Origin of the sequence: Arthrobacter sp. UYCu512, assembly GCF_040547075.1 — a bacterium.
In the GTDB taxonomy this organism is placed as follows: domain Bacteria; phylum Actinomycetota; class Actinomycetes; order Actinomycetales; family Micrococcaceae; genus Arthrobacter.
In genome coordinates this window covers 1-19,537 of record NZ_JBEPPA010000003.1, presented here as the reverse complement: position 1 = coordinate 19,537, position 19,537 = coordinate 1, and the positions used below count along the sequence as shown (strand labels likewise).

Genomic DNA, 19,537 nt, shown 5'->3' with positions numbered 1-19,537 from the left:
TCTAGCGAGTCTCGACAATGTTCGTTAATAAGTGCTAAAACAGAACTAACAAGATTCGAACATGTGTTCTATTACTTAGTTGCCCGTGCAGGGCATGGCGTTCGGTTGTTTGTTCGAAAGTTAGGCCGGTTGGCGGCACGTATGTGGAGTGCGCCGGGCGGCACAGTATGGTCCAGGAAGGGCTCAGTTCATGTCAGCATCAAGCGCGTTTCACGACACTTTCGGCCGCGACGCATTCGGCAACTACGGCCGGCACGACGCCGGCGCACCCGGCGGCGGGTCCGCCCCTGCCGTGCAGGACAGCCCCGGCAGCCGGCAGCTCAACGCCGTCCGCGGGCCGCGTGCCCGGCAGGCGCCGCTGAAGCTCACCCGCCGGGGGCGCCTTGTTTTTATCGGCGTGCCGCTGATGCTGCTGGCTGCACTGATTTTGACCCTGAGCGGCTTCCTCAACGCGCCCGCCAAAGCGGCAGAGTCCACCGCTGAGTTGTCACCCACACCAACTGTCACCGTGACGGTGCAGCCGGGGGAGTCGCTCTGGGCCATTGCCGCCGCCGTGGTGCCCAGCCGTGACCCCCGCGACGTCGTTGCCGACATCATCGAGCTGAACAACCTCGAGGCGGCACGCGTGGTGCCGGGCCAGGCCCTTTTCATTCCGTCCACGTAGGGCCATTGAGCGATGGGTCAGGTGTCACAGTTTCCGGGCCCGCGGCGATCTCACTTAAACTAGTGAGGTGACTGACCAGTTAGAGCGCCTGAACCGACTTCCCCTCCGGACCAATCTTCGCGGACTGACGCCCTACGGTGCGCCGCAGCTTGACGTTCCCATCCTGCTGAACGTCAATGAAAACACCCACGGTGTCCCGGCCGATGTGCTCGCCGCGATCTCGGAGGCGGTTACCCTTGCCGCCGCCGGCCTGAACCGCTATCCGGACCGCGAGTTTACGGAGCTGCGCGAAGCCCTTGCGGAATACCTGGGCCACGGGCTGGGCGCGGAGAACATCTGGGCGGCAAACGGTTCCAACGAGGTGCTGCAGCAGATCCTCCAGGCCTTCGGCGGTCCGGGGCGCACTGCCCTTGGTTTCCCTCCCACGTACTCTATGTATCCGCTGCTGGCCGCCGGAACGGACACCGGATACATCACGGGCATCCGTGCCGAGGACTACGGCCTGAGCGCCGGCTCGGCCGCCCGCCAGGTCCGGGAACTGCAGCCGAATATCGTCTTCCTGTGTTCCCCGAACAACCCCACCGGTACGGGTCTGGGCCTGGACGTGGTGAAGGCCGTGTACGAAGCCGGCGAAGCCAGCCAGACGATAGTGATCGTCGACGAGGCGTACCACGAGTTCGCCCACGACGGCACGCCGAGCGCCCTCACCCTCCTGCCCGGGCGGGAGCGCCTGATCGTCTCGCGCACCATGAGCAAGGCTTTTGCCCTTGCCGGTGCCCGCGTTGGCTACATGGCGGCAGCGCCCGAGGTCACCGATGCGCTGCGGCTGGTGCGGCTTCCGTACCACCTTTCGGCGATCACCCAGGCAACAGCCCTGGCCGCCCTGCGGCACCGGGTCGCCCTGATGGCGGATGTTGAGGACATCAAGCGACAACGGGACAGGATAGTTGCCGAGCTGCAGCGTATGGGCCTCAAGCCTGCTGCCTCTGATTCGAACTACGTCTTTTTTGGCGGTCTCGACAGTCCGCACGAGGTCTGGCAGGGGCTGCTGGACGCGGGTGTGCTCATTCGGGACGTTGGCATCCCCGGGCATCTGCGGGTCACTGCGGGCACTGAGACGGAAACCACAGCATTCCTCGGAGCCCTCGAGCGACTCCTGGCCGGCCGCGCAGCGCCGCCCGCCTAGACTTAACACCGGACATCCACACTGCCTGCACGCCGGGCACCGTCGTCATCCAAAGGACACCCACATGAGCATCCCCGGATCAACCGCTACCGAGGGCCGGACCGCACGCATGGAACGGACCACCAGCGAATCTTCCGTCCTTGTCGAGATCAACCTGGACGGAACCGGCGTCTCGGACATCAGCACCTCGGTCCCGTTTTATGACCACATGCTGACGGCGTTGAGCAAGCACTCCCTGATCGACATAACAGTCAAGGCCACCGGGGACACACACATCGACGTCCACCACACGGTCGAGGACGTCGCCATCACCTTCGGCGAGGTCCTGCGCACCGCCCTCGGCAACAAAGCCGGGATCCGGCGCTTCGGCGAAGCAACCGTCCCCCTCGACGAGGCGCTTGCGCACGCCGTGGTGGATGTTTCCGGCCGCCCGTACCTCGTCCACGGCGGCGAGCCTGCCGGCCAGGAGTACCACCTGATCGGTGGACACTTCACCGGTTCCCTGACCCGCCATGTGTTCGAAGCGATCACCCTGCACGCAGGGATCTGCCTGCACATGAACGTCACCGCAGGCCGGGATCCGCACCACATCGTTGAAGCCCAGTTCAAAGCCTTTGCCCGGGCCCTGCGTGCGGCCATTGAGCCTGATCCGCGCGTCGAAGGCATCCCGTCGACCAAGGGTGCCCTGTGACCGGCAAAGTGCTGAAGGACGGCGCCATCACCAACCCGGATGCCGGCAGGAAGCCAGCGTCGCCCGAGGGCAAGCCAACAGTCACGGTGCTCGACTACGGCTCGGGAAACATCCGTTCTGCCGTCCGCGCGCTCGAACGGGCCGGCGCCGAGGTTATCCTCAGTTCCAAGCCGGACGATGTGCTCAACGCCGATGGCCTCGTGGTCCCCGGCGTGGGCGCGTTTGAAACGGTGATGCGCGAACTCAAAGCCGTGGACGCCATCCGGATGATCGGCCGGCGCGTCGCCGGGGGCCGCCCGGTGCTTGCCATCTGCGTTGGCCTCCAGGTCCTCTTCGAAGCCGGCGTCGAGCACGGCACCGAAGTCGAAGGCATGGGGGAGTGGCCGGGGAAGGTCGAGCTCCTCCCCGCCGACGTGGTACCGCACATGGGCTGGAACACGGTTTCCGTTCCGGCTGGCTCCCGGCTCTTCGCAGGTGTCGAAAGCGAACGCTTTTACTTCGTGCACTCCTACGGTGTTCAGGAGTGGGACTTCGAGGTGGTCCAGCCTCGGATGAGCGCGCCGCTCGTTACGTGGTCGGAGCACGGGGCGCCGTTCATTGCGGCCGTGGAAAACGGCCCGCTGTGCGCCACCCAATTCCACCCCGAAAAGTCCGGCGACGCCGGTGCCCGCCTGCTCCGGAACTGGGTCGGGGGTTTGCGGGGACGAGCCGGGACGGCGGTAGCCACAAGCCCGAAGGCCGCCCCGGCCGACGCAGCCCCGGAAGCCGGGACCGCCTAGATGTGGTCCTTGGTCCTGATGGGGCTCGCCGGGCTGCTCGTCGGCGGTGCGCTGTCCTTCCGCCAGCAGAAGAGTCCGCGCTGGGTTCAGGCGGTCTTTTATGTCCTGGCCGGGATGGCGCTGCTCGCCGCGTACCTCCTGACGCTTCCCGCCGCCTGACCCCCCGCCGCCTGCCCCCCGCCGCCTGACCCCCCCCGCCGCACCCTGCCCCCCCGCTGGACCGACTCCCGCTGAACCGACTCCCGCTGAACCGACTCCACGCCGCACCCTGACCACCCGACGTCCCTGAAGAGCTGAGGATCCACGATGACCACCGAAACCCCGCTGCCCGTGCTGGAGTTGCTGCCCGCCGTCGACGTTGTCAACGGCCAGGCAGTCCGTCTCGTCCAGGGCGAAGCCGGCAGCGAAACGAGCTACGGCACCCCGTTGGATGCGGCGCTGAACTGGCAGCAGCAGGGCGCGGAATGGGTCCACCTCGTTGACCTCGACGCGGCCTTCGGCCGCGGTTCCAATGCCGAACTGCTCCGCGAAGTGGTTGGCCGGCTCGACATCAAAGTCGAACTCTCCGGCGGCCTGCGCGACGATGAATCGCTTGAGAAGGCTCTTGACCTCGGCGTAGCCCGCGTGAACCTGGGCACCGCCGCCCTGGAGAACCCGGAGTGGACCGCCCGGGTGATCGAGCGCTTTGGTGACAAGATCGCCGTCGGCCTGGACGTCCGCGGCACCACACTGGCCGGCCGCGGCTGGACCAAGGAAGGCGGGGACCTCTGGGACGTCCTCGGACGCCTCGAGGAAGCCGGTTGCTCCCGCTACGTCGTCACCGACGTCACCAAGGACGGCACCCTGCAGGGGCCCAACGTGGAACTGCTGCGCCAGATGGTGGAGAAGACCGGCAAACCCGTTGTAGCCTCGGGCGGGATTTCCAGCCTCGAGGACCTCAAGGTCCTGCGCTCCCTCGTGCCGCTCGGCGTCGAAGGCGCGATCGTCGGCAAGGCCCTCTACAACGGCAATTTCACCCTGCCTGAAGCCCTCGACGCCGCCGGCCGCCGCTAGCGCGCGCGCAGCATGGAGCACCTCTCCGGGGAAGAGCGCACGCCTGGTGACCGGGCCCCGGCACGGCCGCTGCCCGGTCATATCGCGGCGGCCCTGGCCGGCGCCGGCGGTCCGACAGACTCGGCAGGCCAGCCCTGGTCCGGCCGCACCTTGGCCGGCGAAGCTGCCAGCGTGCACAACTTCGAGAACGACGACGGCGCAGCCGACGCCGGTTACCTCGCGGCGCTGACCGCACTGGCCGCCGGCGCCGGCGACGAAGCGGCGGTGGTGGCCGCGCTGTCGACCGCGCGGGTGTTTGTGCCGATTCTCGCCACGCTCGCCGAAGAAGGCGTTGGCGTTGCGGACCTGCATTCAGACAAGCAGGCCGATATGGCCCTCGTGACCCTCAAGGCGCCCGACGGCCGGACGGCGATGCCGGTGTTCACGTCCGCCGCTTCGCTCGCCGCCTGGCACCCGCATGCTCGCCCGGTGGCGGTCCATGCCGCCCGCGCGGCACTCTCCGCGGTCGCTGAGGGCGCGGAACTGCTGGTGCTGGACCCGGGTTCTCCGATCACCTTTGTGGTTCGGCGGCCGGCAGTGTGGGCCCTCGCGCAGCAGCGGGGCTGGACACCGTCCTATGCTGATCCGGAGCTGGCCCGGAGCCTTGGGGCGGCCGCCGTTGGCTTTCCTGCCGTTCGGCGGGTGGAAATTCATTGTGGCGGCGGAGTCGCCTCGCTTGCGGCCGATGGAAGGCAGCTTCCCGGCGGCGGCTCCGGCCCGGAACTCCGGGTGCTGCTGTACCTTGAAGACGGACTCGACGCCGCCGGCGTCCAGGCCATCGTGTCCGGTCTTAATGACGCCTGGGCGCGGAATGAAGTTTTTGCCGAGCGGGTTGACTCGATCGAAGTCAAACTGCAGCGCGCGGCGGAATAGGCCCCGGCCGGCGGGGGAGACTCCGCCGGCCCGGGCACGACCAGTAAGGATGTGATCCGTGAACTTCGCGATATACCGGGAGTTGCTGGCCGTTCAGCCGATCAGGCGGCTCCTGCTGATCGGAATGGTGGCCCGCATCCCGCACTCCGCTGCCGGCGTCTTACTGACCCTGCACATTGTGCTGACCCTCGGCCAAGGCTATGCGGCTGCCGGGGCAGCGGCCGCGGTGATGACAATTGGCATTGCCGTCGGTGCACCCTGGCGAGGACGGCGGGTAGATACTGTCGGGCTGCGCCGCGCGCTTATTCCCTCCGTCGTCTCTGAGGCGGTCATCTGGTCAGTGGTGCCGCACGTGTCCTACGAAGTGCTTTTGCCGCTGGTCTTTGTTGGTGGCCTGCTGACGCTGCCGATCTTCAGTGTGGTGCGCCAGTCCCTCGGCGTGCTGGCCTCCGGCGAACAGCGCCGGACGGCCTTCGCCCTGGACGCCATCTCCACCGAGTTGGTCTTTATGATCGGACCCGCAGCGGGTGCCCTGGTCGCGACCGCCGGACAGTCGGTGTTGGGGCTGACAATTGTCGGCATTGCCACCTCGGTTTCCGGGCTCTTCCTGATGTGGTTCAACCCGCCGACCCGCAGTGCCGAGTCTGACGGTGAGTCCGATGCCGTCTTTGGCGCCAGCCAGCAGGACGCCGCCGAAGCCGCCGTCGTGGCAGCCGCCCCGGCGCACCTGCAGGAAGCCGCGGCCGAATTCGTCCCGCTTGCCGCCGCGGAGGACAGGCGGCTGGCGCCGGCCGGGCTCCGGCGCAGGGTCATCCACAATTTCAGCTGGTTCACCACCGCGGTCGCCGCGGTCTTCGCAGTTGCCGGCGGTGCCGGGATGGTCCTGAGCGGCACCGACGTCGGGATCGTGGCCGCCCTCGAAACCGGTGGCCACCAGGGTGAGATCGGACTGGTCTTCTTTTTCTGGTGCGCCGCGTCGGTGATCGGTGGTTTGCTGTATGGCGCCATGCACCGGCCGATCTCGCCGATCCTGCTGCTCCTTGGTATGTCCGCACTGACCATCCCGATGTCCTTGGCGCAGGACACCTGGACACTCAGCATCCTTTCGCTGCTGCCGGGACTGTTGTGCGCGCCGGTGCTGTCGGCCGCCTCTGAGAAGGTTGCCGAGCTCGTCGACGAGCGGCGCCGCGGCGAGGCGATGGGCTGGTACGGCTCGGCGCTGACCGGCGGCGTCGCGTTCGGCGCACCGCTTGCCGGGGTCTTTATCGACGGCGTCGGGCCCACCACCGGATTCCTGGCGGTCGGGGCGGGCGGGGTGCTCCTGTGCCTCGTGGGCCTGGTGCTGCAGCAACGCCGCCGCCGGCGCCTCGCTTCAGCCTGAGCCCCGGCCCGGACGGACCGCCGCTGGCCCGGCAGTTGCATGGACGACGGCTTTAACGGGGACGGCGGGCGGACCACAATGGTCTGCCCGCCGTCCCCGCGTACTCGCTGGTTTGCCGGTGGTGCCTAGTTGACTGCGCCGGTGTATTTTTCGCCCGGACCCTTGCCCGGGGCGTCCGGGATGACGGACTCTTCTCGGAAGGCCAGCTGCAGGGACCGCAGCCCGTCGCGCAACGGTCCGGCGTGCTGGGAACCGATTTCAGGCGCCGCCGCGGTGACGAGTCCGGCCAGCGCCGTGATCAGTTTGCGTGCCTCGTCAAGGTCCTTGAGTTCGTCGGCGTTCTCTTCGGCGGCCAGCCCAAGCTTCACTGCTGCGGCACTCATCAGGTGCACTGCGGCGGTGGTGATGACTTCGATTGCGGGCACCTCGGAGATGTCGCGGATCTGCTGTGAAACGTCGCCTTGGGCGTCGGCGGGCTCGTAAACGTGTGAATTACGCTCTGATGTGCTCATGCTGGTAAGCTTGTCACAGACCGACTGATTGTCGTTATTCCACTGTTTGCGCCGTTAGTTCACCGCTGCGGCCCAGCGTCGGGACAAGTCCGAACCCGCCATGCCCGTCATGGAGGTGCGTCGGACGGAATTTGTTCTGTAGAATCGATTTTCAGTTTGCAAGCGGAGTTCTCTCCCACCCGCGTCAGCCGCTCTCCTTCGGGAAGCTTCGCAAGAAGTAAGGTTGCCGGGTACCTGGTCGGGCATTCTTCCCGGGCGTCAGCCCGGCAGGATGTATGCCGCCTCATTCGAGGCCGGCAGCGCCGATCTTCGAGGCCTTCGATTGCTCCGGCAATTGGGGGCCTTCTCTTTTTGCCGGTGGAATACCCCCTTACGAACACAGGAGCCTTAACATTAGCGAGCCAAGAATCAATGAGCGTATCCGCGTCCCCGAGGTGCGGCTGGTCGGCCCTGCAGGCGAACAAGTAGGCGTTGTCCGTATTGAGGATGCCCTGCGTTTGGCTGCCGAGTCCGATCTTGATCTCGTTGAAGTTGCACCGCAGGCCAAGCCTCCGGTGTGCAAGCTGATGGACTTCGGCAAGTACAAGTACGAAGCCGCGGTCAAGGCACGTGAAGCCCGGAAGAACCAGACCAACACGGTCCTGAAGGAAATTCGCTTTCGCCTGAAGATTGACACCCACGACTACGAGACGAAGCGCGGCCACGCGCTCCGCTTCCTCGGCGCCGGAGACAAGGTCAAGGCCATGATCCAGTTCCGAGGCCGTGAGCAGCAGCGTCCCGAGATGGGCATCCGTTTGCTCCAGCGCTTCGCGGACGACGTCGCCGAGGTTGGCGTCGTGGAGTCCAGTCCCCGGATCGACGGCCGCAACATGGTTATGGTCGTTGGCCCGCTCAAGAACAAGGCAGAAGCCAAGGCAGAAGCCCGCCGGGCGTCGCAGCGGGCGGACGCCAAAGCCGAGAACGAAGCCAAAGCTTCAGGCCGCGTCGAAACCTCGGCACCTGATGCACCCTTGACCCAGTCGCTCGCGGATCTTCTTCCCGAGGGCTACCAGGTCCGGACCGAGGCGCCAGCAGCTGAGGAGGCCGTGCCAGCGGCTCCGGCCACGGAAGCCTTGGCAGCGGAAACCGTCCCCGACGTCGTCGAAGAGCCGGCGGAAACGGTCAAGGCTGACGCCGTCGCGGCCGACGCTGCCAAAACCGCCGAGGCTCCGGCCGCCGCGGCAGAGAAGGCCCCGGCTGCTAAGGCTGCCGTCCAGGAAAAGCCGAAGCAGGAGGCCGCCAAGGCCGCTCCGAAGCGTGAGGCGCCCAAGGCCGCCGCCAAGCCGGCAGTTAGCAAGGCCCCGGCAGCGCCCAAGTCCGCAGCCACGGCTCCGGAGGCTCCCGCGGCCGCTCCGGCGGCAGCACCGAAGCCGGTTGCTGCCCCGAAGCCGATCCCGCGGCCCTCGGCACCGAAGCCGGCCGCCCGGCCGGCCGCTCCAAAGGCCGCCGTCAAGCCGGCCGCCAAGAAGACCAACTAGTTCAGGGCTGCCGGACAGCAACGTCCGGCAGCAAGCAACCAGCACGCCGCCCGCAGGGGCGGCTGCACGAAAGACTGCAGACCCTGTCTGCGGATACGTAAGGAGATCGGTTCCCATGCCGAAGATGAAGACCCACAGTGGTGCTAAGAAGCGCTTCAAGCTGACCGGCAGCGGCAAGCTGCGCCGCCAGCAGGCTAACCGCCGCCACTACCTCGAGCACAAGTCCTCCAGGCTGACCCGCCGCCTCGCCGGCGACAAGATCGTCTTCAAGGGCGACGCCAAGGTCATCCGGAAGATGCTCGGCATCTAAGTTCCAAGTTCTCTGACTATTGCCACCTGGCAGTAGTCAACTACCAAAAAGGCTTCTCAGGCCAGCCGGTTTCTCCGGCAGTAGATGCTTGGGATCAGATTTTCTAAGGAGTACGCACGTGGCACGTGTGAAGAGGGCGGTCAACGCCCACAAGAAGCGCCGGGTTATTCTTGAGCGCGCCAAGGGCTACCGTGGACAGCGTTCACGCCTGTACCGCAAGGCCAAAGAGCAGCTGCTGCACTCGTTTGTGTACAGCTACGGTGACCGCAAAAAGAAGAAGGGCGACTTCCGCCGCCTCTGGATCCAGCGCATCAATGCTGCCTCCCGCGCCAATGGCCTGACCTACAACCGTCTGATCCAGGGCCTGAAGGCCGCTGAGGTCGAGGTTGACCGCCGGATGCTGGCCGAACTTGCCGTCTCCGACGCCAACGCCTTCGCCGCTCTTGTCAAGATCGCCAAGGACTCGCTGCCCGCCGACACGTCAGCTCCGGCCGTGCAGGCCGAAGCTGCACCGGCCGCTTCGAAGCCGGCTGCGAAGAAGGCCCCCGCCAAGAAGGCCGCTGCCAAGCCGGCCGCCGACACGGCTGCCAAGTAGTACCTGAGCTCGTTCACGGACTACCGCGTTCAAGAACCGGCTCGAAAAGCTACTAAGGTTCTTATATGAACGAAACCGGGCGCCCGCAAGATGATGTACTTTCCAACCCTCGAGCTGATCGAGTGAGGAAGGTGGCACAACTTGCCGGGCGCCCGGCCCGTTTAAAGCGCCGCGAGTTCCTGGCCGAGGGGCCGCAGGCGGTCCGGGAGGCCTTGGTGCTGCACCGGAAGAGGCTGGCCGCGGGGGAGCCGGGCATTGTCTATGAGGTTTACGCGAGCGAGTCCTGCCTGGATCGGCACCCTGACCTGGAGACACTCGCCGAGGGCACCACAGCCTTTTTAGCCACCGACGAAGTCCTCGCCGCGATGGCGGATACGGTGACCCCGCAGGGTGTGCTCGCGGTCTGCGGCTTCCTCGATGTGAGCCTGGAGACGGTACTTGACGCCGGCCCGCGGCTGGTGGCGGTGTTGTGTGAGGTCCGCGACCCGGGTAACGCCGGCACCGTTCTGCGGGCAGCGGACGCGGCCGGCGCGGATGCTGTTGTCCTCACCGCTTCCAGTGTGGACATCTACAATCCCAAGGCGGTCCGATCGACGGCCGGGTCACTCTTTCATCTGCCAGTGGTGCTTGGTGCCGAGCCCGGGGAGCTGGCGGCCCGCTGCAAGGAACGTGGCATCGGAGTTCTCGCCGCAGACGGCGGAGGGGAACTTAATCTGGACCGGCTCCAGGACCAGAACGCTGCCCGCCGGCTGGGCGCACCGGCACCTGACGCCGGGTACGCGCTGGAAAGCCCGACGGCATGGCTCTTCGGCAACGAAGCCCAAGGGCTCTCCGATGAAGAGCTCGCCCTGGCCGACCACCGGGTGGCCGTGCCGGTCTACGGCGCGGCTGAAAGCCTCAATCTGGGGACCGCGGCAACCGTCTGCCTCTACGCCAGTGCCCGCTCGCAGCAAGACGTCGGAGCCCCGCAGAGCTAAGCCCCGCAGAGTCAGGCTCACAGAGCTAGCCTCACAGAGCTAGCCCCACAGAGCTAAAGGCCCGCATAGTTAGGCCCGCATAGTTAGGCCCGCAGAGTCAGGGACCGCGGGGCCGCTCCGGGTCCCGTGGCTACAACGAGCAGGGCACAAAAGTACGGCGGGGGTCCACCGCAAGGTGGGCTCCCGCCGTTGTGCCTGTGTAGTTATGTGGTCTTGTTGCGCCCCGTGATGGCGCCGTAGACGCCGGCAACCACCAGGCCGCCGACAATGGCCAGGACCCAGGAACCGAGGTTCCAGAATTCCATCTTGCCGCCGCCGAAGAGCAGGTCGCCGATCCATCCGCCGACAATAGCGCCGACAACGCCGAGTACAAGACTGGTAACCCAGCCGCCGCCGACACTGCCAGGCATAACTGCCTTGACGATTGCACCTACTATGAGTCCGAGAATGATCCAGCCAAGAAAGCCCATTACTCCTCCTACATATTCGTCGGCATCCAAAGGGTGAATCCCGATTATGACTTCAAGCTAACATAGGCCGGTTTGCTTGTCAGTAGCCGCACACCCAATTGTTATTTGCCCCGCCGGACCGGTCGCCCCGGGTGCTGGCGGCGGGGCAAGAGCAGGTACGGTATTCCTTGTGGGCGCGCGCATCGGCCGGAGTCCACCACCTTCCCAAACCCCTTAGAAGAGGCTCTCTTGGCTGCAAATGGCGGTACCAAGGCGATTGTTGCGGCGCTTGCCGCCAACCTGACTATCGCCGTCCTGAAATTCGTCGCGTACTTCCTGACTTTTTCCTCATCAATGCTGGCCGAAGCGATCCACTCGCTCGCGGACTCCGGCAACCAGCTCCTGCTGCTGGTGGGCGGCAAGCGTGCCAAACGGGCGGCAAGTCCGGAGCATCCGTTTGGATACGGCCGGGAGCGCTACATCTACGCCTTTATCGTCTCAATCGTGCTGTTCAGCGTGGGCGGCCTCTTTGCTTTGTATGAAGCGTGGGGAAAGCTCCAGCACCCACACGCCATCGAAGGTGCGTTCTGGTGGGTCCCGCTCGCCGTCCTGATCGGTGCCGTCATCGCGGAGTCGTTTTCGTTCCGGACAGCCGTCATCGAATCCAATCCCCTCCGCGGCAAGCAGGGCTGGGTCAAGTTCATCCGCAGCGCCAAGCAGCCGGAGTTGCCCGTTATCCTGCTCGAGGACTTCGGCGCGCTTGTGGGCCTGTTCTTCGCGCTCTTGGGCGTCAGCCTGACCCTGCTCACCGGAAACGGCATCTGGGATGCCCTGGGTACTGCGATGATCGGCTTCCTGCTGGTTGCCATCGCCGCTGTGCTTGCCATCGAAACCAAGTCACTGCTGCTCGGTGAATCGGCCACGAAGGACGACGTCACCAGGATCCGGGTGGCCATCGAATCCGACGGCACCTCGATCATCCACCTCAAGACCCTGCACTTGGGTCCGGAGGAACTGCTCGTCGCGGCGAAGATCAGCATCGGCAGCTCCGACACCGGCCGGGAAATCGCTGCGGCTATCGACAGTGCCGAGACCCGGATCCGGCAAGCTGTTCCGATCGCGCGGGTTATCTACCTTGAACCGGACCTCCAGCGCGTCAACGCCACCTGACCGGTCATGATGCTGAGGGGCCGCTGATCCGGGAACCGCAGTGCGGCTACCGGACCAGCGGCCTCTTGCGTTCCACCCGTCCGCTGATGAGGGCGATTCCAAGGCCCAGCAGCGCCAGCACGGCTCCGACCAGCGCGGGAGCGACGTACCCCCAGCCCCAGGCGATGACAAGCCCACCCAGGAATGCGCCCAAGGCGTTGGCCACATTAAGGGCCGCATGGTTGAGCGAGGAAGCCAGCGACGGGGCGTCGGGAGAAGCGTCCAGCAGCCGCGTCTGCAGGGCCGGGACAAGCATGGCGCCGGCCGCGCCGACCACGAAGACCATCAGGTACGCGGACCACGGCCAATGCACGGCCACCGCGTAGGCCACAAGTGCCGCGGCAATGCCCGGCAGCACCCAGTAGATCGTTCCCATCACTGACTTGTCCGCGATCCGGCCGCCAACGATGTTCCCGACCACCATGCCCACCCCGTACAGCGCGACAACGGCCGGGAGCCAGGCCGAGGGAATGCCCGCCACGGAGGTCATGGTGTGCGCAATGTAGGTATAGGTGGCGAAGAAACCGCCAAAGCCGACGACGCCAATCAGGATCGCCAGCCAGACCTGGAGCCGTTTAAGGGCGCCCAGCTCACGGCGGAAGCTCGCATCGGCGTGCGGCTTCTGGAACGGCACAAACTTTGAAAGCATCACCAGGGTCAGCACGCCGATCCCGCCGACCAGCAGGAACAGCAGCCGCCAGCCATACGTCTGGCCCAGCCAGGTGCCGAACGGTACGCCGATGACATTGGCGACGGTCAGGCCGGCCATCACCATCGAAATAGCCCAGCCGCGCCGGGTCGGGGCGACCAGTGACGCCGCAATCACCGCAGCAACACCAAAGAAGGCGCCGTGCGGCAACCCCGCCGCGAAGCGGGAAAGCAGCATAGTGCCGTAATCGGGGGCGATGAAGGAGCTGAGGTTGGCGACGCTGAAAAAGAGCATAAGCCCCAGGGCCAGATACTTCCGCGGGAGCTTGGCGCCGACGGCGGCCAGCACAGGGGCGCCAACCACCACACCGAGGGCATACGCGGAGATCAAATGGCCGGCCTCCGGCGTGCTGATGTTCAGGCCCTGCTCGATTTCCTTCAGCAGGCCCATCATCGTGAATTCCGTGGTGCCGATGCCGAATCCGCCCATGGCGAGGGAAACGATGGCTAGGGAAACAGTGCGGGTGCCGGTCTTGGGCGTCGCCGGTGTTCGTGCGGTGATTGTCATTCGTCTGCTTTTCGGGGACGTTCCCGGGTGGAACCAGGAGGGTGCGGCAAGTTAAATATGATCTGCGGTCTGATGAGTTGAACGGGGCGGGCGGGCCGGGTATTCCAGGTCCGCAGCCACCGGCCGGTTCCATTCTCTCCCACGTGTGCCCTGCCCCTAGACTTGGTCGCGTGACTGGACTCATCAACGTTGTCGGCGGCGCAGTACTGGACTCCCTCGCCGAACCTGGCCGGCTGCTTGTGGCCCGGCGGACGGCGCCCCCGCAGTTCGCCGGCATGTGGGAGTTTCCCGGCGGCAAGGTCGAGTCCGGCGAGACGCCCGAACAGGCCCTGCACCGGGAATTGCGGGAGGAACTTGGAGTCCGGGTCAGGCTGGGAGCAGAACTCGCTGCGGGCGCGGCGGAGGGCTGGCCGCTTAACGAACGTGCCGTGATGCGGGTCTGGTTCGCAGAGCTTCTCGGCGGCGATCCGCGTCCGCTCCAAGACCACGACGAGCTGCGCTGGGTCGATCTGCAGGACCGCGGCGCCGTGCTGGCCCTGGACTGGATCCCGGCCGATTTGCCCATTGTGGAGGCGCTGCTGACAGCCGTGGAGGGCCGGAAAGACGCAGCGGCGCCGGGGCCCTGAGACCGCCGGTGTTGTGCTTCGCTTCGGGCGCCCCGGACGTGACATGGAGGCCCTGAAAACCGTCCAGGTGAGCTGCGGGTGACGCGCCGCCGATCCCCGCCTGCGGAGCCCGCCCCTCGCCAAAGGGTGAAGCGTGTGCCTACTCTGAAGCCATTCGAGAGGAGTTGCCAGTGCTGGTGGGTGTCAGGCGGGAACAACGCACGGGGGAGCGACGGGTTGCCGCGACGCCGGAGACCGTGCGCCAGCTAATGGATCTTGGCCTCGATCTGGTGGTGGAGAGCCAGGCCGGTACCGCGGCCGGGTACGGCAATGCCGCCTACGCCGCGGCGGGAGCGTCAATTGTTCCGGAGCTGACGGCAGCATCACTGGATGTCTTGCTGCACGTCCGGCCGCTTGAACCGGAGACAGCCCGGGAACTCCGCCCGGGCACGGTGACTATTGGCTTCGCCTCTCCGGGGTCGGAACTGCCCGGAGTGGACGCCCTCGCGGGCGCCGGGGTGACCTCGTTTGCGCTGGAACTGGTGCCGCGCATCTCCCGGGCCCAGTCGATGGACGCGCTCAGTTCCCAGGCGCTGGTCTCCGGCTACCGGGCGGTGCTCGAGGCCGCGGTGCGCTATCCCCGCTTCTTTCCGTTGTACATGACCGCGGCGGGGACGATCCCGCCCGCCAGGGTCCTGGTTCTGGGGGCCGGAGTCGCCGGGCTGCAGGCCATTGGTACGGCTAAACGCCTTGGGGCCAGGGTTTCGGCCAACGACATCCGGGCCGCCTCAGCGGAAGAAGTCGCCTCGATGGGTGGCACCTTCATCCAGCTCGATCTTGACGCCGCGGACGGCGGTGGCGGCTACGCCCGTGAGCTGGGCGAGGACCGGGCCATACGCCAGCGCGCCCTGCTGGCCCCGCACGTCGGGGCGGCGGATATCCTCATCACTACCGCCGCCATCCCCGGCCGCGCAGCTCCTTTGCTGGTAACTACAGAAATGGTGGGAGCCATGCGGGCCGGTTCGGTCGTTGTTGACCTTGCGGCGGAATCCGGCGGGAACGTCGAAGGAGTCATCGCCGGGCAGGACCTCCAGATCCCGGTGGACGGCGGTTCCGTTACGCTGGTGGGCCTGCAGGACGCGGCTTCCTCGATGCCCTCCGATGCTTCCCGGCTTTTCGCCCAAAACGTCGCGAACCTGCTGGCCCTGATGACCACAGAGGGAAAAGTTGTTCCGGATTTCGACGACGAAGTTGTCGCCGGCGCCTGCCTCACCCACGGCGGGGCCGTCCGGCACGCCGCCACCGCCGGCGCGCTGGAGGCACTCAGATGATGGATCCGGTCACCCTGCTGACGGTAGTGGTGCTCGCCGTCTTTGTTGGGTTCGAAGTTGTGTCGAAGGTCACCAGCAAGCTGCATACTCCGCTGATGTCCGGCGCCAACGCCATCCATGGCATCATCCTGGTTGGCGCCATCATCGTGGCCGGCCAGGCGGACGACCCCTGGCTGCTTATGGTTGCACTCCTCGCTGTGGTGCTGGCAACGGCCAATTTGGTCGGCGGATTTGTGGTAACGGACCGGATGCTCGAAATGTTCGGCAGCCGGAAACCTGTCCGGCGCAGCGACCGTCCGCGGCGGGACGGCCCATGAGCGTCCTCAGCCCGATGTGGACCTCCCTGTTTTACCTGGCGGCCGCGGTGTGTTTCATTCTTGCGCTGAAGGGCCTCAGCTCACCGCGGACCGCGCGTCGAGGCAACACGATTGGAGCGGCCGGCGCCTTCGTGGCCGTCGCCACGGTCTTTCTTTCCGCGAAACTGGCAAACATCCCGCTGATCCTCGCCGCCATCGCCGTCGGGTCTGCCATCGCCGTTCCGGTGGCCCGGCGGGTGCAGATGACCCACATGCCGCAACTGGTGGCCTTGTTCAACGGCGTCGGCGGCGGAGCTGCTGCGCTGGTGGCAGTGCTGGAACTGGGCCACAGCGGCGATTACTGGGTGCGGGTGGCCGTGGTCTTCACCATGTTGATCGGCGCTGTGTCTTTTGCCGGCTCAGCCGTGACTGTGGGCAAGCTCCAGGAGCTGATCAGCACCCGTCCGCTGCTGTTCCCGGGTATGCCGGTGGTGATGGGCGCCGTGGTGCTGGGCGCCGTCACCGCCGGCACCCTTGTGGTCGGTTCGGGTTCAACCGGCTGGGCGGCCGCGCTGCTGGCAGTGGGCCTGGCCGGGGGACTCCTGCTGGTGCTGCCCGTCGGCGGGGCCGACGTGCCAATAGTCATTTCGTTGCTGAACGCCTTTACCGGCCTCGCGGTTGCAGCATCCGGCATTGTGCTTGGCAACGTCCTGCTGGTGGTGGCCGGCACCCTGGTGGGGGCCAGCGGGACCCTGCTGACCAAGGCGATGGCCGCCGCGATGGGCCGGGGCGTCGCCGGCATTATATTCGGGGCCTTCCGGGGCGGGTCGACGGCGGGATCCACAGTGCAGAGCGACCGCCCGGTGCGCTCGTCCTCGCCCGAAGACGTCGCGGTCCAGCTTGGCTACGCCCAGCGGGTCGTGATCGTGCCCGGCTACGGACTCGCCGTCGCCCAGGGCCAACACACGATCGCCGAGCTTGCCACGGCCCTGGCGGCCCGCGGCGTTGAAGTGGTTTTTGCCATCCACCCGGTGGCCGGGCGGATGCCGGGCCACATGAATGTGTTGCTCGCGGAAGCAAACGTTCCATACGAGGCGTTAAAAGAGCTGGCAGAAGCCAACCCGGAGTTCCCGAACACCGACGTCGCCCTGGTTGTGGGCGCTAACGACGTTGTTAACCCTGCCGCCAAATCCACGCCCGGGGCGCCGATCTACGGGATGCCCATCCTGGAGGTTTCGCTGGCCGGGCAGGTGGTGTTCCTCAAACGCTCGATGCGGCCGGGTTTCGCCGGGATTGAGAACGAGCTGCTCTTTGATGCCAAAACGACGCTGCTCTTTGGAGACGCCAAGGACTCACTCACCCGGATCCTGGGCGCCGTGAAGGAACTCTAGAACAAGGTAGCCTGTGCAGCCGGCGTTGCTGACCGCTGGCCGGCGGCGACGGCTGCCGGTTCGGGGAGGCTCCCCTCGGGATACTGCGCTTCCTCGTCCCTGGGGTCACGGCTGCCGGGATCGTCGTTGAGGTCCCGGTGGCTGAAGCCCTGCGAGCCGGAGAACCCATGCCTGGCCTTGAAATACCGAATGCGGCCGGAGAGCCAGTCGCGGTACTCCTTGGCGGCGTAGGAACCGGTGCCGTAGAGCCGGCGGTACCTGCCGGCAAGCTGGGGGTGTTCCTTGGCGACCCACTGCATAAACCATTCCCGGGTGCCGGGCTTGAGGTATAGCGCCCCGGCCGTGACTCCGGTGGCGCCCGCCGAGGCCAGCGAAGCGAACAGGGAATCGAGGGCCTCGTCGCTGTCCGAGAGCCACGGCAGGATGGGCATAGCCATCACGCCGCAGGGCAGTCCGGCCTCCCGGAGCCGGGTAATCAGCTTCAGGCGGGCCCGGGGCCCGGGCGTACCGGGCTCGACTGCTTCGGCGAGGCGCTCGTCCGTCATCGCCAGTGAGATGCCCACGCCGACCGGGACCTGCGCAGCCGCATGCTTCAGCAGCGGGATGTCCCGGGCCAGCAAGGTGCCCTTCGTCAGGATTGACAGCGGAGTCCCGGAATCGGCGAGGGCACCTATGATCCCGGGCATCAGCCGGTACCGGCCTTCGGCCCGTTGGTAGGGATCGGTGTTGGTACCGAGGGCCACGTGCTGCCGGGCCCAGGAGGGCTTGGCCAATTCCCGGCGCAGGACCTCCGCGGCGTTGATTTTCACTACCACCTGGCTGTCAAAGTCCAGTCCGGCGTCGAAATCGAGGTAGGTGTGGCTTTTCCGGGCGAAACAGTAGACACACGCGTGGCTGCAGCCACGGTACGGGTTGATGGTCCATTCGAACGGCATTCGGGAACCGGCGGCCACTTTGTTGAGCACCGATTTAGCGGTGACCTCATGGAACGTGACGCCGGCGAATTCGGGGGTGGTCACGGAACGCACCAGCCCGAGCAGGGGCAGCAGGGCATCGGCGGCGGCCGGGGACCCGCCGGCGGCAACTGTGCCCTGCCCGGCGGCCGCCCAGTCTTCCGACGCCGGATTAAGTGCTTGCGCGTCCCATCTCATGGTTTCCATTCGAAGGTATGTTCGAGTTTAAGTCAAGGAGCCCCGCTGTATCCGGACGCCAGCGCGCCGTTGCAGTCCACCGCCGCCGGCCCGCACCGCTGCGCCCGTGGCAGGCTTAGCCGTGCAGCTCCCACACAACGCCGACCGTTGCGGTGACGGACGATTCTCCGGCCTCGACAGTAAGCGATTCCACCGCGGCGGCCCGCTGCATCGCCGCCCCGGGGAGTGGGGCCGCATGTCCGGACTGCTGGGTGAGCGAGATGACCTGTCCCAGCGACGTCCCGGCGAGCGAGGCGAAGTGCCCGGCCGTTGTGCGGGCGTCCAGCCAGGCGGCCTCACGGGCGCGGGCGTAGACGCCGGCGGGATCGGCGAAGCCGAGCTCCAGGCCGTTGAGCCGGACATCGTTGCCGCCGGCCGATACGGCCGCGGCGATGACCGCCGACGACGTTCCCAGCTCCCTGAGCCGGACACTCAGGACGCTGGACGCCAGGTAGCCGGCCACGACCTGGCCCCGGCCCTCCTGCCAGTTCACCTCGGCACGGACATTGAGCCCCGACGTGGTGATGTCCGGGTCCGCCACGCCGTACGAGCGCAGTGCCTCCGTGATCGCTGCCAGGACCCGGCCGGCGTCGCCGTACGCGGCGCCGACGCCCTCCCGGCGGCACTCGACCCCTATCGAAAGGGTAAGCATGTCGGGTTCGGCTTCCGCGCTGCCGGATCCGGTTACGGAGATGGTCCTGGGACTGTCGGTCATGTTCTGCCTCGTTCTGTTCGGGGGCCGCCTGGGTTGGCTCCGGGTAGCCGCCGGCCAGCAGCCCGGCGTGCCGTTCGAAGACATTACCCGAGCCGGGGTTGCCGGTCCGGAGCTGGGACCAGGCTGCTGCCAGGAAATACAACGGCAGGAAAGGCAGGCCCAGGCAGCACGCGTACTGGGTGCTGTGGCGCTCCTCGTGCCCGAGCAGTTCCGGATTGGCGAGGGCGTTGCCGGGTCCGGCGCGGAAGAGCACCACATTGCCGACCGTAAAGGCTCCGGCCATTGGCAGCCGCCAGTGGTAGCCGGTGGCAAGCAGCAGCCCGCGGGGTCCACGGCGGACCGGGGCGCGGGCGCAGCCGGCGAGCAACAAGCCCAACGGGGTTGTTGCATTCAATACATTGGCCAGCTGCCGCAGCCGTTGTCCGGGCGTCATAAGGCCATGCTAGCTGTAATAACCACGGACGTTGGTGACAGGCGGCGTGGATAGGTGACAAAAAGAAGACCTCCGGGTGGAGTGGGGCTTGTCTAGAGTCCAGTTCCACAAACGGAGGTCTTCAT

General features: G+C 66.5%; 22 protein-coding genes and 1 pseudogene. 17 read left to right on the top strand and 6 right to left on the bottom strand.

Going from position 1 to position 19,537, the window contains the following annotated elements; genetic code table 11:
• Window positions 1–190: 190 nt before the first annotated feature.
• The 8 genes from ABIB49_RS04065 to ABIB49_RS04030 all read left to right on the top strand — a co-directional run bounded on the left by ABIB49_RS04065 (window position 191) and on the right by ABIB49_RS04030 (window position 6,666).
• The gene (locus tag ABIB49_RS04065; protein WP_309485673.1) at window positions 191–664 is read left to right on the top strand and encodes a LysM peptidoglycan-binding domain-containing protein; all 474 of its coding nucleotides are present in this window, start codon (window positions 191–193) and stop codon (window positions 662–664) included.
• 67 nt (window positions 665–731) lie between these two features.
• Window positions 732–1,850, top strand: a complete 1,119-nt coding sequence (locus tag ABIB49_RS04060; RefSeq protein WP_226773805.1) for a histidinol-phosphate transaminase — start codon at window positions 732–734, stop codon at window positions 1,848–1,850.
• Between the two features lie 64 nt (window positions 1,851–1,914).
• The gene (gene hisB, locus ABIB49_RS04055; RefSeq protein ID WP_226773804.1) at window positions 1,915–2,541 is read left to right on the top strand and encodes an imidazoleglycerol-phosphate dehydratase HisB; all 627 of its coding nucleotides are present in this window, start codon (window positions 1,915–1,917) and stop codon (window positions 2,539–2,541) included.
• On the top strand, window positions 2,538–3,320 hold the full coding sequence (gene hisH, locus ABIB49_RS04050) for an imidazole glycerol phosphate synthase subunit HisH (RefSeq protein WP_226773803.1): 783 nt from the start codon (window positions 2,538–2,540) through the stop codon (window positions 3,318–3,320). Before hisB ends, hisH begins: the two co-directional genes overlap by 4 nt.
• Window positions 3,321–3,479, top strand: a complete 159-nt coding sequence (locus ABIB49_RS04045) for a CG2302 family histidine operon protein (protein ID WP_253033213.1) — start codon at window positions 3,321–3,323, stop codon at window positions 3,477–3,479.
• 147 nt (window positions 3,480–3,626) lie between these two features.
• Window positions 3,627–4,373: a bifunctional 1-(5-phosphoribosyl)-5-((5-phosphoribosylamino)methylideneamino)imidazole-4-carboxamide isomerase/phosphoribosylanthranilate isomerase PriA gene (priA, locus tag ABIB49_RS04040; protein WP_226774188.1), complete on the top strand. Its 747-nt coding sequence runs from the start codon at window positions 3,627–3,629 to the stop codon at window positions 4,371–4,373.
• Between the two features lie 12 nt (window positions 4,374–4,385).
• Window positions 4,386–5,285 (top strand): SseB family protein, encoded by a 900-nt coding sequence (locus tag ABIB49_RS04035; protein ID WP_282359390.1) that lies wholly within the window; start codon window positions 4,386–4,388, stop codon window positions 5,283–5,285.
• Between the two features lie 58 nt (window positions 5,286–5,343).
• Entirely contained in the window at window positions 5,344–6,666 is a 1,323-nt protein-coding gene (locus ABIB49_RS04030; RefSeq protein WP_226774190.1) for an MFS transporter, read from the top strand.
• A gap of 125 nt (window positions 6,667–6,791) precedes the next feature.
• On the opposite strand, the gene ABIB49_RS04025 is transcribed toward ABIB49_RS04030, so the two are convergent.
• Window positions 6,792–7,178: a DUF1844 domain-containing protein gene (locus ABIB49_RS04025; RefSeq protein WP_226774191.1), complete on the bottom strand. Its 387-nt coding sequence runs from the start codon at window positions 7,176–7,178 to the stop codon at window positions 6,792–6,794.
• A 434-nt stretch (window positions 7,179–7,612) separates the two neighbouring features.
• On the opposite strand from ABIB49_RS04025, the gene infC reads away from it, so the two are divergent.
• The 4 genes from infC (at window position 7,613) to ABIB49_RS04005 (ending at window position 10,577) form a co-directional block, all read left to right on the top strand.
• Window positions 7,613–8,695, top strand: a complete 1,083-nt coding sequence (infC, locus tag ABIB49_RS04020) for a translation initiation factor IF-3 (RefSeq protein WP_502913753.1) — start codon at window positions 7,613–7,615, stop codon at window positions 8,693–8,695.
• 115 nt (window positions 8,696–8,810) lie between these two features.
• Window positions 8,811–9,005: a 50S ribosomal protein L35 gene (gene rpmI / locus ABIB49_RS04015; protein ID WP_009358635.1), complete on the top strand. Its 195-nt coding sequence runs from the start codon at window positions 8,811–8,813 to the stop codon at window positions 9,003–9,005.
• A gap of 118 nt (window positions 9,006–9,123) precedes the next feature.
• The gene (rplT, locus tag ABIB49_RS04010; RefSeq protein ID WP_226774192.1) at window positions 9,124–9,600 is read left to right on the top strand and encodes a 50S ribosomal protein L20; all 477 of its coding nucleotides are present in this window, start codon (window positions 9,124–9,126) and stop codon (window positions 9,598–9,600) included.
• Between the two features lie 65 nt (window positions 9,601–9,665).
• Window positions 9,666–10,577 (top strand): TrmH family RNA methyltransferase, encoded by a 912-nt coding sequence (locus tag ABIB49_RS04005; RefSeq protein WP_283481207.1) that lies wholly within the window; start codon window positions 9,666–9,668, stop codon window positions 10,575–10,577.
• A gap of 203 nt (window positions 10,578–10,780) precedes the next feature.
• Here the strand turns inward: ABIB49_RS04005 and ABIB49_RS04000 are convergent, their stop codons facing one another.
• Window positions 10,781–11,047, bottom strand: coding sequence for a GlsB/YeaQ/YmgE family stress response membrane protein (locus ABIB49_RS04000; RefSeq protein WP_253033207.1), 267 nt, complete (start codon window positions 11,045–11,047; stop codon window positions 10,781–10,783).
• 228 nt (window positions 11,048–11,275) lie between these two features.
• Between ABIB49_RS04000 and ABIB49_RS03995 the strand changes: the two genes are divergently transcribed.
• The gene (locus tag ABIB49_RS03995) at window positions 11,276–12,196 is read left to right on the top strand and encodes a cation diffusion facilitator family transporter (protein ID WP_226774195.1); all 921 of its coding nucleotides are present in this window, start codon (window positions 11,276–11,278) and stop codon (window positions 12,194–12,196) included.
• 46 nt (window positions 12,197–12,242) lie between these two features.
• On the opposite strand, the gene ABIB49_RS03990 is transcribed toward ABIB49_RS03995, so the two are convergent.
• On the bottom strand, window positions 12,243–13,451 hold the full coding sequence (locus ABIB49_RS03990; RefSeq protein ID WP_226774196.1) for an MFS transporter: 1,209 nt from the start codon (window positions 13,449–13,451) through the stop codon (window positions 12,243–12,245).
• A 170-nt stretch (window positions 13,452–13,621) separates the two neighbouring features.
• Between ABIB49_RS03990 and ABIB49_RS03985 the strand changes: the two genes are divergently transcribed.
• From ABIB49_RS03985 to ABIB49_RS03970, 4 genes are all read left to right on the top strand, one after another.
• Window positions 13,622–14,077 (top strand): (deoxy)nucleoside triphosphate pyrophosphohydrolase, encoded by a 456-nt coding sequence (locus ABIB49_RS03985; protein ID WP_226774731.1) that lies wholly within the window; start codon window positions 13,622–13,624, stop codon window positions 14,075–14,077.
• Between the two features lie 170 nt (window positions 14,078–14,247).
• The gene (locus ABIB49_RS03980) at window positions 14,248–15,387 is read left to right on the top strand and encodes a Re/Si-specific NAD(P)(+) transhydrogenase subunit alpha (RefSeq protein ID WP_226774730.1); all 1,140 of its coding nucleotides are present in this window, start codon (window positions 14,248–14,250) and stop codon (window positions 15,385–15,387) included.
• On the top strand, window positions 15,387–15,704 hold the full coding sequence (locus ABIB49_RS03975; RefSeq protein ID WP_354156793.1) for an NAD(P) transhydrogenase subunit alpha part 2: 318 nt from the start codon (window positions 15,387–15,389) through the stop codon (window positions 15,702–15,704). The genes ABIB49_RS03980 and ABIB49_RS03975 overlap by 1 nt, the downstream gene beginning before the upstream one ends.
• Window positions 15,701–17,074, top strand: a complete 1,374-nt coding sequence (locus tag ABIB49_RS03970; RefSeq protein ID WP_226774729.1) for an NAD(P)(+) transhydrogenase (Re/Si-specific) subunit beta — start codon at window positions 15,701–15,703, stop codon at window positions 17,072–17,074. The genes ABIB49_RS03975 and ABIB49_RS03970 overlap by 4 nt, the downstream gene beginning before the upstream one ends.
• On the opposite strand, the gene ABIB49_RS03965 is transcribed toward ABIB49_RS03970, so the two are convergent.
• The 3 genes and pseudogenes from ABIB49_RS03965 to ABIB49_RS03955 all read right to left on the bottom strand — a co-directional run.
• Entirely contained in the window at window positions 17,071–18,225 is a 1,155-nt protein-coding gene (locus ABIB49_RS03965) for an Rv2578c family radical SAM protein (protein WP_226774735.1), read from the bottom strand. The genes ABIB49_RS03970 and ABIB49_RS03965 overlap by 4 nt on opposite strands.
• 115 nt (window positions 18,226–18,340) lie before the next feature.
• Window positions 18,341–18,979: an SIMPL domain-containing protein gene (locus tag ABIB49_RS03960; protein WP_226774728.1), complete on the bottom strand. Its 639-nt coding sequence runs from the start codon at window positions 18,977–18,979 to the stop codon at window positions 18,341–18,343.
• A gap of 13 nt (window positions 18,980–18,992) precedes the next feature.
• Window positions 18,993–19,412: pseudogene (locus ABIB49_RS03955) on the bottom strand (hypothetical protein); the annotation flags it as partial.
• Window positions 19,413–19,537 lie beyond the last annotated feature (125 nt).